11 protein-coding genes are annotated in these 13,807 nt (G+C 61.3%); 3 read left to right on the plus strand and 8 right to left on the minus strand.

The genetic code is table 11. The features are described from left to right. Positions 1-58 precede the first annotated feature (58 nt). The 6 genes from ACQ4N7_RS23850 to ACQ4N7_RS23875 form a co-directional block, all read right to left on the minus strand. On the minus strand, positions 59-703 hold the full coding sequence (locus ACQ4N7_RS23850; protein ID WP_430713946.1) for a helix-turn-helix domain-containing protein: 645 nt from the start codon (positions 701-703) through the stop codon (positions 59-61). A 112-nt stretch (positions 704-815) separates the two neighbouring features. Next, positions 816-1,673: an urease accessory protein UreD gene (locus ACQ4N7_RS23855; RefSeq protein WP_430713947.1), complete on the minus strand. Its 858-nt coding sequence runs from the start codon at positions 1,671-1,673 to the stop codon at positions 816-818. Positions 1,674-1,679: 6 nt separating this feature from the next. Further along, complete coding sequence (locus tag ACQ4N7_RS23860; RefSeq protein WP_430713948.1) at positions 1,680-2,288, minus strand: DUF3318 domain-containing protein; 609 nt, start codon at positions 2,286-2,288, stop codon at positions 1,680-1,682. A gap of 91 nt (positions 2,289-2,379) precedes the next feature. Then, positions 2,380-2,574, minus strand: coding sequence for a chlorophyll a/b-binding protein (locus ACQ4N7_RS23865; protein WP_430713949.1), 195 nt, complete (start codon positions 2,572-2,574; stop codon positions 2,380-2,382). A 526-nt stretch (positions 2,575-3,100) separates the two neighbouring features. Next, complete coding sequence (locus tag ACQ4N7_RS23870) at positions 3,101-3,817, minus strand: sensor histidine kinase (protein WP_430713950.1); 717 nt, start codon at positions 3,815-3,817, stop codon at positions 3,101-3,103. A gap of 53 nt (positions 3,818-3,870) precedes the next feature. Next, positions 3,871-4,503, minus strand: a complete 633-nt coding sequence (locus ACQ4N7_RS23875; protein WP_430713951.1) for an L-threonylcarbamoyladenylate synthase — start codon at positions 4,501-4,503, stop codon at positions 3,871-3,873. Positions 4,504-4,624: 121 nt separating this feature from the next. Here ACQ4N7_RS23875 and ACQ4N7_RS23880 point away from each other — a divergent pair, with 121 nt between their 5' ends. Continuing rightward, positions 4,625-5,020, plus strand: a complete 396-nt coding sequence (locus ACQ4N7_RS23880) for a tetratricopeptide repeat protein (protein ID WP_430713952.1) — start codon at positions 4,625-4,627, stop codon at positions 5,018-5,020. A gap of 101 nt (positions 5,021-5,121) precedes the next feature. Here the strand turns inward: ACQ4N7_RS23880 and ACQ4N7_RS23885 are convergent, their stop codons facing one another. Next, positions 5,122-6,534, minus strand: a complete 1,413-nt coding sequence (locus tag ACQ4N7_RS23885) for a thiol-activated cytolysin family protein (RefSeq protein WP_430713953.1) — start codon at positions 6,532-6,534, stop codon at positions 5,122-5,124. A gap of 424 nt (positions 6,535-6,958) precedes the next feature. On the opposite strand from ACQ4N7_RS23885, the gene ACQ4N7_RS23890 reads away from it, so the two are divergent. After that, positions 6,959-7,384: an ExbD/TolR family protein gene (locus tag ACQ4N7_RS23890; RefSeq protein WP_430713954.1), complete on the plus strand. Its 426-nt coding sequence runs from the start codon at positions 6,959-6,961 to the stop codon at positions 7,382-7,384. A 56-nt stretch (positions 7,385-7,440) separates the two neighbouring features. On the opposite strand, the gene cobN is transcribed toward ACQ4N7_RS23890, so the two are convergent. Next, positions 7,441-11,370 (minus strand): cobaltochelatase subunit CobN, encoded by a 3,930-nt coding sequence (gene cobN, locus ACQ4N7_RS23895; protein WP_430713955.1) that lies wholly within the window; start codon positions 11,368-11,370, stop codon positions 7,441-7,443. A 202-nt stretch (positions 11,371-11,572) separates the two neighbouring features. On the opposite strand from cobN, the gene ACQ4N7_RS23900 reads away from it, so the two are divergent. Next, positions 11,573-13,786 carry a hybrid sensor histidine kinase/response regulator gene (locus ACQ4N7_RS23900; protein ID WP_430713956.1) on the plus strand — a complete coding sequence of 738 codons (2,214 nt, stop codon included), beginning with the start codon at positions 11,573-11,575 and terminating at the stop codon, positions 13,784-13,786. Positions 13,787-13,807 lie beyond the last annotated feature (21 nt).

The following is a 13,807-nucleotide window of genomic DNA, read 5'->3' on the forward strand; positions in this document are numbered from 1 at the left end:
GGCGTGGCAGCGCTAATGCGAGAGCTGTGGCCAGACTTGACGACACGCCCTAGAACCCTTACAGCGTGGGGAAATCGGCGGCCAGACTGGCCCCCTCTAAACCCAGAGCAGAGGCATATTTTTGAATAAAGGCGCGAATGTAAAACGGCTCTGGCAGCTGTTTCAAATTGCCGGTCTCAATCGCTTTGAGAGTGTAGGGCTGAATGTAGGTTTGCTGATAGATGTCGTCTAGCGACAGAGCTTTTTCCTGGCGAATCTGCTGCAGGTAGGCCCCAACTTTTTGCAGGCTAGCCTGCTGGATAGCGGCAAAATCGGCCCTGGCCTGCAGCTTTTTGGCCAGGGTTTCGTGAATGTAGTGGCGCTGGTCAGAAAAGCGGGCCGAGGGAGCTGAGGCTGCCCCCGTCTGAGGCCGAGCCGAAATGGCGTCGGGCCGAGGCTGAGCGGTGACGCGCTGGGGGGTAGATGGGGCCGGTCGAGGCGTCGCTGCTTCGAGGGTAAACCCCTCAGACTCACTGTCTTGCAGGCGCTGGTCGAGGCGGTAGCGATTGAGCAGGCCCAGGGCTACCAGGGTTGTTACCGGCAGAGTTGCGACCGCCACCTGCTGCGCCGCTATGGATATAGCGGCTGTCGCGCCTGCCCCCAAAATCAGAGCATACTCTGAGGAGGGTGGCAGCTTAGAGCCCGAAAATTGAGGAGTCTTCATAGCATCTTCAGGGAGTTTCTATGGTTTACCTTTTCGGCAAGGGCAACCCTGCGTCCGGAAGGAGCGGCTAAAGTTCTCTCGCTGGGGTGCAGCGATCGCACAGCCAGCCTTGCTAGCGGGGCCACAGCCGAGAGGCTGCCCCCGGTCGCCCCAGGTAGTGGGGGCGCAGGTATTGCCAGGCCATTAAAAACCAGCGCCGCGCCGCCTGGCTGGATGGGCCTCGGTAGCGGCAGAGGACGCCAGTTTGCAGGCGAGTAACACCGGTATCGCCAGGTTGATCGGAGGGCCAGAGCTGGCGGAGAGCTTCGATATGGGATGTGTCGGGGCTATAGCCGAGCAGGGCAAAACTGCCCACCACCGGGTGCCCAGCCAGGCCGTTAGGGCTATGTAGAGGAGCGCTGCCGCCGCCCAGCTGCTGGCGATCGCACCACAGAGGCCGGTCATCTTGCCAGACTTCGAGCTGCGATCGCCACTCGCCCCGCTCAAAGGTTTCGCCCCGAGCGCTGCGACCAAAGCGAGTGATCTCCCAGCCGACCCAGATCGCCCCTGGGGCCAGGTTTACCCGCAGCTGCTGCCGGTAGTGGGCCTGGTTAAACACAATGGTTTCCTGGGGCATCCACTCCAGGCAGCTGCTGGGGGCCAGGGTGATTTCAACCGTCTGGCTAGACGGCGACTCGGGGCCGCTGCCGTAGACTTTGCTGGCAGCAGCCGTGGTGATCAACACCTGGGCGCGCGGCGCAGCGGCGAGCTGCACCTCTAAACCATCGCCCCCGACCAGCCCCCCGGCGGTGTGCACCAGCACGCTGTGGCACAGCCCCTCGCCCTCAGGGTAGAGGGGGCGCTGCACTCGCAAGGGCGCGCGGGTATAGGTTTGGGTGGGTATACACCGACCCGCCTCGACAGCGTAGCTGAGGCGGGCGATACCGAGCCAGCCAGCCTGATTCGGCAGCGATGTTGACGACGGCACCATAGTCATCTAGCGCGGGTAGCTCTCGGGTACCGAAAACTCTGAGCGCCCCGCCTGCATCCGCAGGTTTTGGCAGCGAATTAGCTCGTTGACGGTCAGCACCCGTCGCCCCTCCAGCGGCGGTACAGCCTCAATGGCGCGAATTAGGGCGGTGGCGGCCTCGGCCTGGTCGTAGCCGCGTCGCTGGGCCACCTGCACCGCTTTGTCGTCAGCGGCAATATCGGTTTGGGGGCCGGTCACCCCTCGCCAAACTTGCCAGCCCGCCAGGGCGGTGACTCCGGCGGCGGCTACGACCCCCACCGCATCGGCCTGCAGCAGCTCAACCACGCCCCCCGCCAGCCCGGCCCCCGCCAAAGCCTGGTACCAGTTGGGCTTGAGCACGTTGGCCAGGGTGACCCAGCAGACGGTGCGCAAAAACAGCAGGTCGCGATCGCTGACCGCCAGCTGATGCCACAGATCAAGGTTAATGGAGACCGCGTGGGCCTGCTGCCAGGGGCGCGGAAACTCGGCCTTGATCACGCTCAGCTGGCGATCGTTGAGCATGAGCTTGGTTTTCATGCGGGCCGAGGCGGGCATTAGCTCCCGCAGTCGGCTAATTTCTGCGTTGGGGTTAACCACGGCCTACCCTTTCCAAAACCACCCCTAAGCCTACCATTTCTAATCGCTAGAATGGCGCATAGGTAAGGGGCAGAGCGATCGCCGCCGCCGCTCAGCGCAGCCCTAGCCAGCTAAAAAAGGTCTGGCCCGTAACCAGCTCTAGCAGCAGCAGCGCCACAAAGCCCACCATGGCAAACCGCCCGTTGATGCGCTCGGCATAGCGGGTCCAGCCAAAAGCAGGGGCGGGCTCGGCGGCTGCGGTCGCATTTGGGTCTAGCTGAGCGGAGGAAGCAGGATCCGAGGTCATAGACAATGGGAGAATTTCACTGAACACCTATGAGAAGTTTACCTGCAAACATCTACAAACGTCTGAGCCAAAGTCTTTTACCTATGAATCCTTACGGACTTTAAAACCTTCTTTGAGATAGTCTTTGATTGCCTCAGCTAGTTTTTCATCGACAGTCGGTTTCTTAGGTGGCGGTGGAAACAGAGTCGAATTGGTCCACAAAATGAAGACCACAATAAGAATGATAATAGGGTCCATAGGTTTGGCTGTGACTTGGTTTCAGGGATCCAATCGGGCAGACTGCGATTTAATATCTACAGAGCACCGAGACATCTTTAGCTACAGGGAGGCCGCAGTCGATTTCGGAAATGAGTTGCCCAAACTATATCGAAAGATCTAAAAATAGAACGCCAAATTGGCAATTTTTTTTGGCTAAATAACAGTTTTCTAGTGTTGTTCTACAGCAGGATAGTTTCTGACCAATCGCTTAGCGCTGAGCAGAGCTGCATTTTTAGGGGCGAACCAAGGACCAGATAGAAAGCCAAGTCTAGGCGGGACGGGGTAGCCGCAGGCTTATGTGGCTGGTGGGGTTGGTGCCAGGGCCGAGTCGTTCTAACGTGCCGCCCAAATGGGGCACCAGACGAGCCGCCACCTGGTAGCGAAACTCGGGCGATAGAGCAGCTACGGCTGGGGTTTGGGCCTCGCCGGGGTTGGCCCCCAGGTGAATGACAACGGTGCTGGCGGCGGCATCGTCGGCGACGGTGAGGCTAATTTGGGGGCTGCCCTGGGCCAGGGCGGCTTCGATCAGCATGACCAGCACCTGCTCTAGCCAGGCGGCATCGGTCTGAACGCTCAGGCTGGCCTCAACGGGGCCCAGGCTAAAGCGGCAGTGGCGGTTGATGCACTGCATTTCAATCAGGCGCTGTACACGGGTGAGCAATGGCTCTAGCAGAGTAGGTTGAGGCCGAGGCTGCAGGGTGCCGATGTCGAGCTTAGAGAGCGTAATCAGCAGGTCCAGGTTTTTGAGCACCGTCTGAATGGCCTGGTTGGCCTGGGCGATAAACTCGCGCTCTTCGGCGGGGTCTTCGCACAGGTCTTCGAGAATGAGCTGGTGCAGGCTGATGATTTGGTTGATGGGCGACCGAAGCTCGTGGGAGGCAGTGCCCAAGAAAGCCGCCTGATGCTGGGCCTGGTGTAGCAGGCGATCGTAGGCCAGCTGCAGGGTCGCCAGATCGGTGAAGTCTTTGCCCTGAGGATAATTCATGGCTGTGGGGGAGGAGGGGGTGTTCAAGTCAGACCAAAATTCAAAGTTCAAAGTTAGGGGCTGGGCAGGGCTACTGCGCCCGATCGCAGTATTTCCCAGCCCCCTTTCTGCCAGCGGGCTACGGTAGAGGGCCGCCCGGAGCCCTGGGGCTGGTCGTCGGGGGGCAGTTCACCGCCGATCGCGCCATAAATCTCGGCCTGGGCGGCGACGGCGAGCGTGAAAACCTGGGGAAAGCTGGCGGCGATCGCCCTCATGGTTTCGAGGGGGGGCTGGCCAGAGCGATTGGCGCTGGTGGTGGCCAGGGGGCCGGTGTGGCCCAGCAGATGCCGCGCCAGGGGATGGTCGGGCACTCGCAGGCCAATGGTGCCGGTATTCTGCGGGTTCATGGCGGCGGGCAGGCGGCGGGAGGCGGGCAGCACCAGGGTGAGGGCACCGGGCCAGTACTGGGCGGCGATCGCGCTCCACTGAGCTAGTTCGTCGTCGGTGCCGGTCATGTAGGGCAGCAGGTCGTCTAGACTGGCCCCCATCAAAATCAGGGGTTTGTCGGGGCTGCGCTCTTTGGCGGTGTAAATGCGATCGCCCGCCTCGGGCTGCGCCGCCAGCGCCGGGACTGTATCGGTCGGAAAGCTGACCAGCTCTCCAGCTCGCACCGCCGTAACCAGTTCTGTCAAAGATACTTCAGGCATAGGTTGAACTATAGAGCAATTTTCCGACGGGCTGTAACCCGTACCAAAGGCGGGTAGCATCTCCCCTCAGCGATCGCCTGCCGCAGCTCCACAATGAAAGCTGTTGTCCCAGCTTGCCCCCATGAATTCTATCCACGACCGCGATCGCAGCGCTGTCGCCCTCAATGCTAGAGGCTGTAGCCTGTGCGAACAGAACCAGTTTGCCCAGGCCCTCGACAGCTTTGATCAGGCTCTGGCCCTCGATCGCACCTACTGCACCGCCTGGAACAACCGCGCCAACGCCCTCTGTGGCCTCAACCGGCAGGCCGAGGCCCTGGCCGCCTACGATCGCGCCGTCGCCCTCAACCCCCAGTACCACCAGGCCTGGTTTAACCGGGGCAAGCTGCTGGCCGACATGGGGGCCTACGGCAACGCGGTAGAGTCTTACGATCGCGCGATCGCCCTGGTCGCCGCCCCCCTTTACCTGCACGCCAGGGCAGACATCTGGGTGAAAAAGCGGCTCGTTGCCACAGTGTAGCCCTGTGGCCAAAAACCAAATTAGGAAATCTCCCCGGCCTGGAACCTTCAGGCCGGGGAGATTTTTAGCAATTGACAGGGCTCAGGTTGAGCCGCAACGGGTTAGGCTGCGTCCCACTTGCGGTTCAGGGTAGTGCCATGTACCCGGTAGGTTTTGTTGGTGGGGCCATTCTCCTGGTGGTCCATAATTTGACCCCAGGGATTCCAGGCGAGTCCAGTTTTGGCCCAGGCCTGAATGCGCACATTGGCGGCATCACCCGGCAGGTTGAGCTGGTAGGTATACCCAGCGGTTTGGTTACCCGATTGCCACTGGCGGGCTACGGTGTAATTGCCGTTGGCGTCGGTTTCCTGCCAGGTAATGTCAAACTTGGCGACATAGCCGCCGCTGTGGCGCACGCTCACAAACCCGTTGTTGAACTGACGACACTCAGTTTCAAAGTAGCGGGTAGTGTAGCCCATAGTGGCGAGCGCGTTGTTTTTCAGAAATGCCACAGTATAAGCGATCGGGGTGCCGGGGTTGTCTTGGCGGTAGGCGGCCCCATCTCGAATGATGGAGCTGAGCTGGTCGATATCGTTGGGGTTGGCAATGCGGGCGGCCACGGTTGGGTTACCGCCCAGGGTGACAACCGTAAAGGTTGAGTTGCGAATAATTCGCTCGTAGTCGGCCTTGAGATTGCCTGCGGCGGTACCGCCACCGCTCATGGCGTAGGAGAATGCACCCTCTGCATTAACGCTGGTTTCGTTAGCGCTGGTTTCCATCCGCACCAAGATCATGCGGCCATAGTCTACAGAGCGCACATAGGCGGGGGGCGCACTGGCGCTCATCAGCTGCTGAAGCTGGCTGAGGCTGGTTTCGGGAGCAAACACCTCCGCTGGTTGAGCAGGCGGATCCATTGTGACTGTATAGAACACCTGCTTGTACAGCGCCACGTAGACTGAAGACTCTTGCTTGTGGCTGGCCTTGAGCTGAGCAGACACCTGGTTGCTGGCCCAGTTGGCGCTAAAGCCCAGCTCTAGGGCTGCCTGCTCCGAGGAGAAAGCCTTCTTAATCGATAGGTTCGACTTCGAGACATTCACATAGCCCTCGGCCCGCGACTGTTCGTTCCAAACCTTAAGCACCTCATCGATGGCGGTGGCTACGCTGGAGTTGGTGGGGCTTTGCACAACTTTGGTGCCCTGGCTGCCCAAGCCCGGTAGGTCAACGCGCAGGGTGACAGGGTTGCGAGCTACCGCAGCTGGATCGGGGCGGCCCTCAGCCAGGTTTTGGTTGGCCAGCACCAGTGCCCCAGGAAAGACCACCCCAGAAGTGGGGTTGACGATCGCGATATCTTGCAGGTCGCCCGTGAGAGACCGCTCCCGTTTGGTGCAGATGACAATAGCGTTGGGGTTGGCGGTTTTGGGTGCAGGCAGGGCTTCGGTGCTGCCGTTGGCCGGCAGGCTGAGCAACCGACGAGGATCGTAGTTTAGGCTTTGTACGAACTCATTGATAGCAGCTGGAGTGGTTAAGGTTTGCATTGGAATCTCCTAATGGGGGTGAATGGTAGGAGAGCCGTAGACGCACGATTGTTCGTACGGGGGGCTCTGTCGCAAACCACCGCAGCGGCTTGCTATAGAGAACAACAGCCCCCCTATCTACCATTCCTTGCCCCACTCCGTGATACTACGGAAGCTTCTTTGTGACCCAAATCAACGGCAATTCCTGAGTCAACCACTACACCAATCCTCGCTTACCCACCTCTAAACTCAACCAGCGACACTCTCACCCGCTGCGAGCCGATTGCCGTAGCAGGCGTTGAGAGCTATGAAGGCGATCGCGCCTCCGTTCCACCCCAGGTTAGCCCTATACTAGTGGCATTCCTAAACGTCGGATAACGCCGTTTGGAATCCCGCTCGGGCTGCCTCAGAACCCGTTTTCTGTACCCTCCCTGGGTTAACTCTCATGCGTGCTCGCCGTCGCCGTCAGGTCAACTCTCAGATTCCCGAAGTCAACCTCGTCCCCATGATGGACGTGCTGATGACGGTGCTGACTTTTTTCATCATTATTTCGATGAGTCTGACCGGACAGCAGTTGCTCAACGTGCGCCTGCCCCAGTCGGTATCGGGCGATGGCACGGTCGAAGAGCCCCAAATTGTGCCGGTCGATGCCCTGGTGGTGGGTCTGGATAAAGACGGCAATATGCTGCTAGACAACGAGATCATTACCTTTACCCAGCTCAGCCAGCAGGTACGCACCTACTTCGCTCAAAACCCCAACGGCAAGCTGGTGCTCAAGGCCGATCGCGAGCTGACCTACAGCCAGGTTTCGGGCCTGCTGACCGACCTGCGGGCGATCGGCGGCAACCGGGTCTCACTGGCGGTAGAGTAGCTGGCGGTAGAGTAGCTGACGGTAGAGTTCATGGTGCATCGCTGCCCGGATGCACCCTACGACTGCCGTGATTCCAGCACCCCTTCGGCCTCGTTGGCGATCTGCCGCAGAGCATCGAGCACGGGCTCAGGGGCCGTCTGCCACAGGCCGCGCTGATGGGCCTCTAGCAGTCGTTCGGCCATATCGCGCAGCGCCCAGGGGTTGGCCTTCTGCACAAAAGCTTGAACGTTTGGATCCAGCACGTAGGCCTGGGCCACCCCCTCATACATGTGGTCGGCGACGCAGCGGGTGGTGGCGTCGTAGGCGAACAGGTAATCGACGGTGGCGGCCATTTCAAAAGCCCCCTTGTAGCCGTGGCGCATCACCCCCTCGATCCACTTGGGGTTGACCACGCGGGAGCGGTAGACTTTGGCAATTTCAGCGGCCAGCGATCGCACCTTGGGCTTGGCCATTACCGCATTGTCGCCAAAGTAAGTGGCGGGCTGCTGGCCCTGGAGCGTGCGGGCCGCCACCGTCATCCCCCCCTGAAACTGGTAGTAGTCGTCAGAGTCGAGCAGGTCGTGCTCGCGGTTGTCCTGGTTGTGCAGCACCACCTGCAAGTGCCTGAGCCGCTGCTCAAAGGCCTCGGGCACAGCGTGGCCCTGGGCGCTGCGGCCGTAGGCGTAGCCGCTCCAGTTCAGGTAGGCGCGGGCCAGGTCTTCGTCGGTGGTCCAGTTTTGCGATTCGATCAGCCCCTGCAGCCCGGCCCCGTAGGCCCCCGGCTTAGAGCCAAAAATCCGGTAGCGCGATCGCTGCTCCGCCTGCTCTGCGGTGAACCCCTGCCGCTGCCAATCCTCGCTCTCCTGCCGCACCCGATGGGCCAGAGGATTTTGCTCCGGTGGTTCCTCCAGGGCCGCCACCGCCGCCACCGCCTGGTCAAACAGGTCAATCAAGTTGGGGAACGCGTCCCTAAAAAAGCCCGAAATGCGCAGGGTGACATCCACCCTGGGTCGCCCCAGCGCTGTCAGCGGCAGAATTTCAAAATCCACCACCCGCCGCGAGGGGCCATCCCACACCGGGCGCACCCCCATCAGCGCCAGGGCTTCTGCCAGATCGTCGCCCCCGGTGCGCATAGTCGAGGTGCCCCATACCGACAGACCCAGGGTTTGAGGATACTCGCCGTGGTCCTGGGTGTACTGCTCGATCAGCACTTCCGCCGCCCGTCGTCCCACATCCCAGGCGCTCTCGGTGGGGATGGCGCGAATATCTACCGAGAAAAAGTTGCGACCCGTGGGCAGTACGTCGGGTCGGTTGCGGGTGGGCGCTCCCGCCGGGCCGCTGGGCACGTAGCGTCCGTCGAGGCCCTTGAGCAGGTTGGCGATTTCGTCGGTGGTGCGCGTCAGGGCGGGGGTGAGGGTGTGCTGAATCCAGTGGAGTTCACCCCGTAATCCTGGGTTCTCCCATGAGATGAGTTTGGCCCTCACCCCCGGCCCCTCTCCCGAGAGGAGAGGGGAGCTAGAGCCAATTCCGGTTCCTTCTCCCCCTGGGAGAGGGCTAGGGTGAGGGTGGCTCGGTGCAGTGATTTCTGCTAATAACTCCTCTACCAGCCGAGCGGCCTCCTCTTCCAGCGCCTCGATTGCATCTCCGACAATGCGGCAGTTGGCCAAGGCAGTGAAAGGCTCCCCTGGGTCAGCGGTAAGGGGGTCGAAGTCGAGGCCCCAGGATTCTGCGATGGCGCGGGTCAGCCCCTGGCGACCGGGGCCGGGGTGGCGAGCGATCGCCACGATCAGATCCCGCCGCTGGCGACCCTCAGGGCAATGGCCAAAAATGTGCAGCCCATCGCGAATTTGGGCTTCTTTCAAATCGCAGAGATAGGTGTCGAGGGTGGGGAGGAGGGTGGGGAGTGGGGGAGTGGGAAGGTGGGTGGGTAGATGGGTGGATGGGTGGATGGGTGAGGGATTGGGGGCGAGATCGGCGAGGAGGTGGGTTTCGGTGAGCAGGGTGAGGATGCGATCGCCGATTAGCGCCAGTCGAGAGGGATCTAAGCTCTGGGCTTCGTAGTATTCGTCTACCAGGCCTTCCAGCTTTTCGAGCGGCCCGTAGAGTTCGGCGCGGGTTAAAGGCGGGGTGAGGTGGTCGAGAATCACCGCCTGGGCGCGGCGCTTGGCCTGGGAGCCTTCGCCGGGATCGTTGACGATAAAGGGGTACAGGTGCGGCATGGGGCCGAGCATGGCTTCGGGGTAGCAGTTTTGTGTCAGGCCCACGCCCTTACCGGGCAGCCATTCCAAATTGCCGTGCTTGCCCAGGTGCACGATCGCCTGAGCCCCAAAGCTGTGCCTCAGCCAGGTGTAAAAGGCGAAGTAGTCGTGGGTTGGCTCCAGGTCGGGGGAGTGGTAGTTGAGCGACGGGTCGAGGTCGTAGCCCCGGCTGGGCTGAACGCCGACGAAAATGTTGCCGAGTTGGATGCCAGGAATAGGGGAGCGGTTGGGTGAGGAATTTTGAATTTTGAATTTTGAATTTTGGATTTTCTCCTCATCTCCCCATCTCCTCATCTCCCCATCTCCCCAACGATCTGTCATCCCCGTCCGTACCGCTTCTGGCAGGGTCTCGAAATGCTTCAGGTAATCAGTGATTGAGAGGGACTGGTGGACCTGGCGGAAGTCACGGCCTTCGGGGTCGTTGGTTACCCCAGCGGTGAGCTGTTGAATTAGCGCGTCGCCATCGGTGGGGATGTCGCCAACGCTGTAGCCAGCGGCTTTGAGGGCGCGGAGAACTTCGATCGCGCTCTGGGGGGTATCGAGCCCCACCCCGTTGGCGAGGCGACCATCGCGGTTGGGGTAGTTGGCGAGAATGAGGGCAATGCGGCGATCGCAGATCGGGGTGCGGCGCAGGCTGGCCCACTGGGCGGCCAGGTCGGCCACAAACTCGATGCGATCGGCGACAGGTTCGTAGGTGACCACATCGGTTTCCAGCGCCTCGCTGCGCTGGTTGGCGGCTTTGAACGATACAGCGCGGGTAATAATGCGCCCATCCACCTCGGGCAGGGCCACATTCATGGCAATGTCGCGGGGCGAGAGGCCCAGGCTTTGACTGGTCCAGGCCGCCTCGGTGCCGCCGCTGAGAATGACCTGTAGCACTGGCACATCCAAGCGTTCCCAGAGGGCGAGGTTGGGGCTGGCTCCGTCGAGCTTGGCCACCGAAAAGCTGGTGGTATTCAGCAGCACGTCGATGCCGCTGCCATCCTTAGGCTGCAGCAGATCAACCAGTTCGGCCTGTATGTCAGGGTCTTGCAGCGACGACACAAACACCGGCAGCGGCTCCAGCCCTCGCTCGGCCAGGGCAGCGCAGAGGGCCTCAATGGGGGCGGTATTGCCGGCCAGGTAGTGGGCGCGGTAGAAGAGGAGGCCGACTTTGGAAGATGGGGGGATGGAGAGATGGGGAGACGAGGAAAGGGGTGGAGGGGTGGAGGGGTAGAGGCCGACTTTGGGAATGGGCTGGGGGTCGGGAGGCTGAAATGTGGTGTGAAGGGTGCGATCGCAAATCCACATCAGCCCATTCGCCATATTCTCAACACCGCCTTCGCTGAGGTAGCGCCACAGCTGGTTGGCCACGGTCAGCGGCACGGTCGAGTGGCTGATGAGATCGGGGGCGGGGCGATCGTCGCCGGGCAGCACAATCAGGGCGGCTCCGGTGTCAGCGGCCACCTCGCGCACCACTTCCAGGCCGTAGGGCCAGTAGGCGCGGCCCCCCAGCAGGCGCACTACGATCAGCTGGGCGTGGCGCAGCACGGCGTCGGCGTAGGTGTCGATGGCGAGCTGCTGCTGAAGCTGCAGCAGGCTGGCCACCCGCAGGGCCGGGAAACCGATTGGAAAGCTGGCTCGACTGAGGCTTTGAATATCGGTGTCGGCGGCGGTCAAAAACACCAGCGGTGCCGGGGTTTGCTCGACAAAGATAACGCCCTCGGTATCGGGGGTCCAGCCGCCGGGGGTGGCCGCTAAGCGATGCATGGGCGTTCTCTAAAACAACAAGTAAGGCAACGACAAATCTGAAGGAACTCTAGCGTAAGTCGGGACTGCACCAAAACGAAATGTACGATGGGGTCTATCAAATCTTTTTGCCAAATCCTTTTGTCAAATCCTTAAGGCTTTCTTCCGCCGAACCCCTCGTTCAACCCACCGCAATGGGCGCGTTCAGTCCCAAAATGTAAGGATGCCTAAATCTAAAGACCGTGGCACTGAACAGGCTATGCCCAGGGCCGCCCTGGTTTTGCTGGGGCAGTTTTTGCGTCAGTACAGCCAGCAGCACAAGCTTACCCTGCTCACCGAAGCAGACGCGTCCGCCGTTGACGACGTTAGTTTCTGGTACCTGCGAGGGGCAGATCTGGCGGTGGTGGTGACAGCGCGCCCCCACAAGACCGATCGCGATCGCGCCCTGGTCAGCTTAGTGACCGATGCCGATGCGATCGAGGCCAGGCTGGTGCAGCACGGCCTAGCGCCAGAGCCCCATCCCGGCGGCCCCACCAGCCTGGCGGCCCTGGGCCAGTTTATGCTCGCCTGGGTGCAGGCCTGCGCCGAGGCCAGTACCACCAGCGCCGTCGCCCCGGCCCAAACCGTGATCAATCGGCAGCAGGAGCGCCGTCTGCTGCTCAACCAGGTGATTACCAAAATTCAGGGCAGCCTGGAGCTAACCGAAATTCTCGAAACCACCGTTGCCGAGGTGCGTCGTTTTTTGCAGGCCGATCGCCTGCTGATCTACCAGTTTGACCAGCCCCCAATAACGACCGTCAAGCCGATGGAGGGCGCGGCAGCAGAGCCAAGCGGGCCGTTTGAGAGCGTTGGCTACATTACCTACGAGTCACGCGCCAGCGATCGCCTGCCCTCGGTGCTGCACTACACCGAACAGCTCTGCTTTCAAAAGCATCCCGACTACCCCGATCGCGCCGAGCACTACCGCCAGGGTTTGCCCATCGTCATTGACGATATTACCGACACCTACCGCGACATTCCCTGCATGCTGGCCTTCTTGCAGCAGGTGCAGGTCAAGTCAAAGGCCGTGGCCCCCATTGTGGTGGGGCAAGACCTTTGGGGCCTCTTGATTGTGCACCAGTGCGACAACCAGCGCTGCTGGCACCCCTGGGAAACCGAGTTTTTGCAGCATATTGCCGAGCACCTGGCGATCGCCATCAACCAGGCTCAGCTCTACCAGCGGCTGCAGCAGCAGACCCAAAACCTCGAAGTCTGCGTGGTCGAGCGCACCCAAGACCTGCGCGATGCCCTGGTTGCCGCCGAGGCCGCCAACCGGGCCAAAAGCGAGTTTTTGGCCACCATGAGCCACGAGCTGCGCACCCCTCTGACCTACATCATCGGCATGTCGGCCACCCTGCAGCGCTGGTCGCTGGGCGAGCTGTCTCCCCGCCAGCGCGACTACCTCTCGACAATTCAGGCCAGCGGCGAGCACCTGCTGCGCGTGATCAACGACATTTTAGATGTGTCCAAAATTGAGAATGGCCGCACCGTGCTGGACGTACGGCAGTTTTCTCTCACCTCCCTCTGCCGCCAAAGCGTCGATGCTTTTCGCAACGAGGCGACCCGCAACACCATCGACATCGGACTCGATCTCAAGCTCAGCAATGGCCAGGATACCTTTGTTGCCGACCCGCGCCGGGTGCGGCAGATTCTCGCCAACCTGCTCAGCAATGCCGTCAAGTTTACCCCCGCCAACGGCAAAGTCGTGCTGCGAGTGCGGCGCGAGCAAAACGACGCCGTGTTTCAAATTGAAGACACCGGCATCGGCATTTCACCCACCGCCCAGCCCCTGCTGTTTGAAAAGTTTCAGCAGCTCGAAAGCGTTCGCCAGCGAGAGCACCAGGGCACCGGGCTGGGGCTGGCGTTGACCAAACAGCTAATCGAGCTGCACAGCGGCTCAATCAAGGTGAGTTCTGAGGTGGGGGTGGGCTCTACCTTTACCGTGCGCATTCCGCTGCAGCGATCGGCAGCCCCTCCCGAAGCCGAAGCCCCCACAGCCGAACCCGTGGTCGGACGCATTGTGCTGGTCGAAGATAACGAAGAAACCGCCACCTTGATCTGCGACATGCTGACCGCCGCCGCCTACCAGGTAATCTGGATTGTAGACGGGTCGCGGGTGCTCGACCAGGTGCATCTGCTTCAGCCCGCAGCGGTGATTCTCAGCCTGAGTTTGGCCAGCGCCGACGGCAGCGATATCATTGTCGCCCTGCGCCAGGGGGCAGACCCAATGGAGACCAAAATACTGGCGCTCACCGAGGTAGACGACCCCGACCAGGCCGAGCGCGCCCTCACAGCCGGGGCCGACGACTGCATTGGCAAACCCATTGACCCCCGGCGGCTGCTGTCTAAGGTCAACGCGATCATGACGGCACAGCCATCGGTGAGAATGAACCACTAGTTTATAGCGCCGAGCCCTGGC

The organism is Nodosilinea sp. AN01ver1 (assembly GCF_050565655.1).
Classification (GTDB): Bacteria; Cyanobacteriota; Cyanobacteriia; order Phormidesmidales; family Phormidesmidaceae; genus Nodosilinea.

What these genes read in the sequence shown, in the direction of transcription:
- ACQ4N7_RS23850 (WP_430713946.1), bottom strand. Translation starts at nt 703, where the DNA reads ATGAAGACTCCTCAATTTTCGGGCTCTAAGCTGCCACCCTCCTCAGAG.
- ACQ4N7_RS23855 (WP_430713947.1), bottom strand. Translation starts at nt 1,673, where the DNA reads ATGGTGCCGTCGTCAACATCGCTGCCGAATCAGGCTGGCTGGCTCGGT.
- ACQ4N7_RS23865 (WP_430713949.1), bottom strand. Translation starts at nt 2,574, where the DNA reads ATGACCTCGGATCCTGCTTCCTCCGCTCAGCTAGACCCAAATGCGACC.
- ACQ4N7_RS23870 (WP_430713950.1), bottom strand. Translation starts at nt 3,817, where the DNA reads ATGAATTATCCTCAGGGCAAAGACTTCACCGATCTGGCGACCCTGCAG.
- ACQ4N7_RS23875 (WP_430713951.1), bottom strand. Translation starts at nt 4,503, where the DNA reads ATGCCTGAAGTATCTTTGACAGAACTGGTTACGGCGGTGCGAGCTGGA.
- ACQ4N7_RS23880 (WP_430713952.1), top strand. Translation starts at nt 4,625, where the DNA reads ATGAATTCTATCCACGACCGCGATCGCAGCGCTGTCGCCCTCAATGCT.
- ACQ4N7_RS23885 (WP_430713953.1), bottom strand. Translation starts at nt 6,534, where the DNA reads ATGCAAACCTTAACCACTCCAGCTGCTATCAATGAGTTCGTACAAAGC.
- ACQ4N7_RS23890 (WP_430713954.1), top strand. Translation starts at nt 6,959, where the DNA reads ATGCGTGCTCGCCGTCGCCGTCAGGTCAACTCTCAGATTCCCGAAGTC.
- cobN (WP_430713955.1), bottom strand. Translation starts at nt 11,370, where the DNA reads ATGCATCGCTTAGCGGCCACCCCCGGCGGCTGGACCCCCGATACCGAG.
- ACQ4N7_RS23900 (WP_430713956.1), top strand. Translation starts at nt 11,573, where the DNA reads ATGCCTAAATCTAAAGACCGTGGCACTGAACAGGCTATGCCCAGGGCC.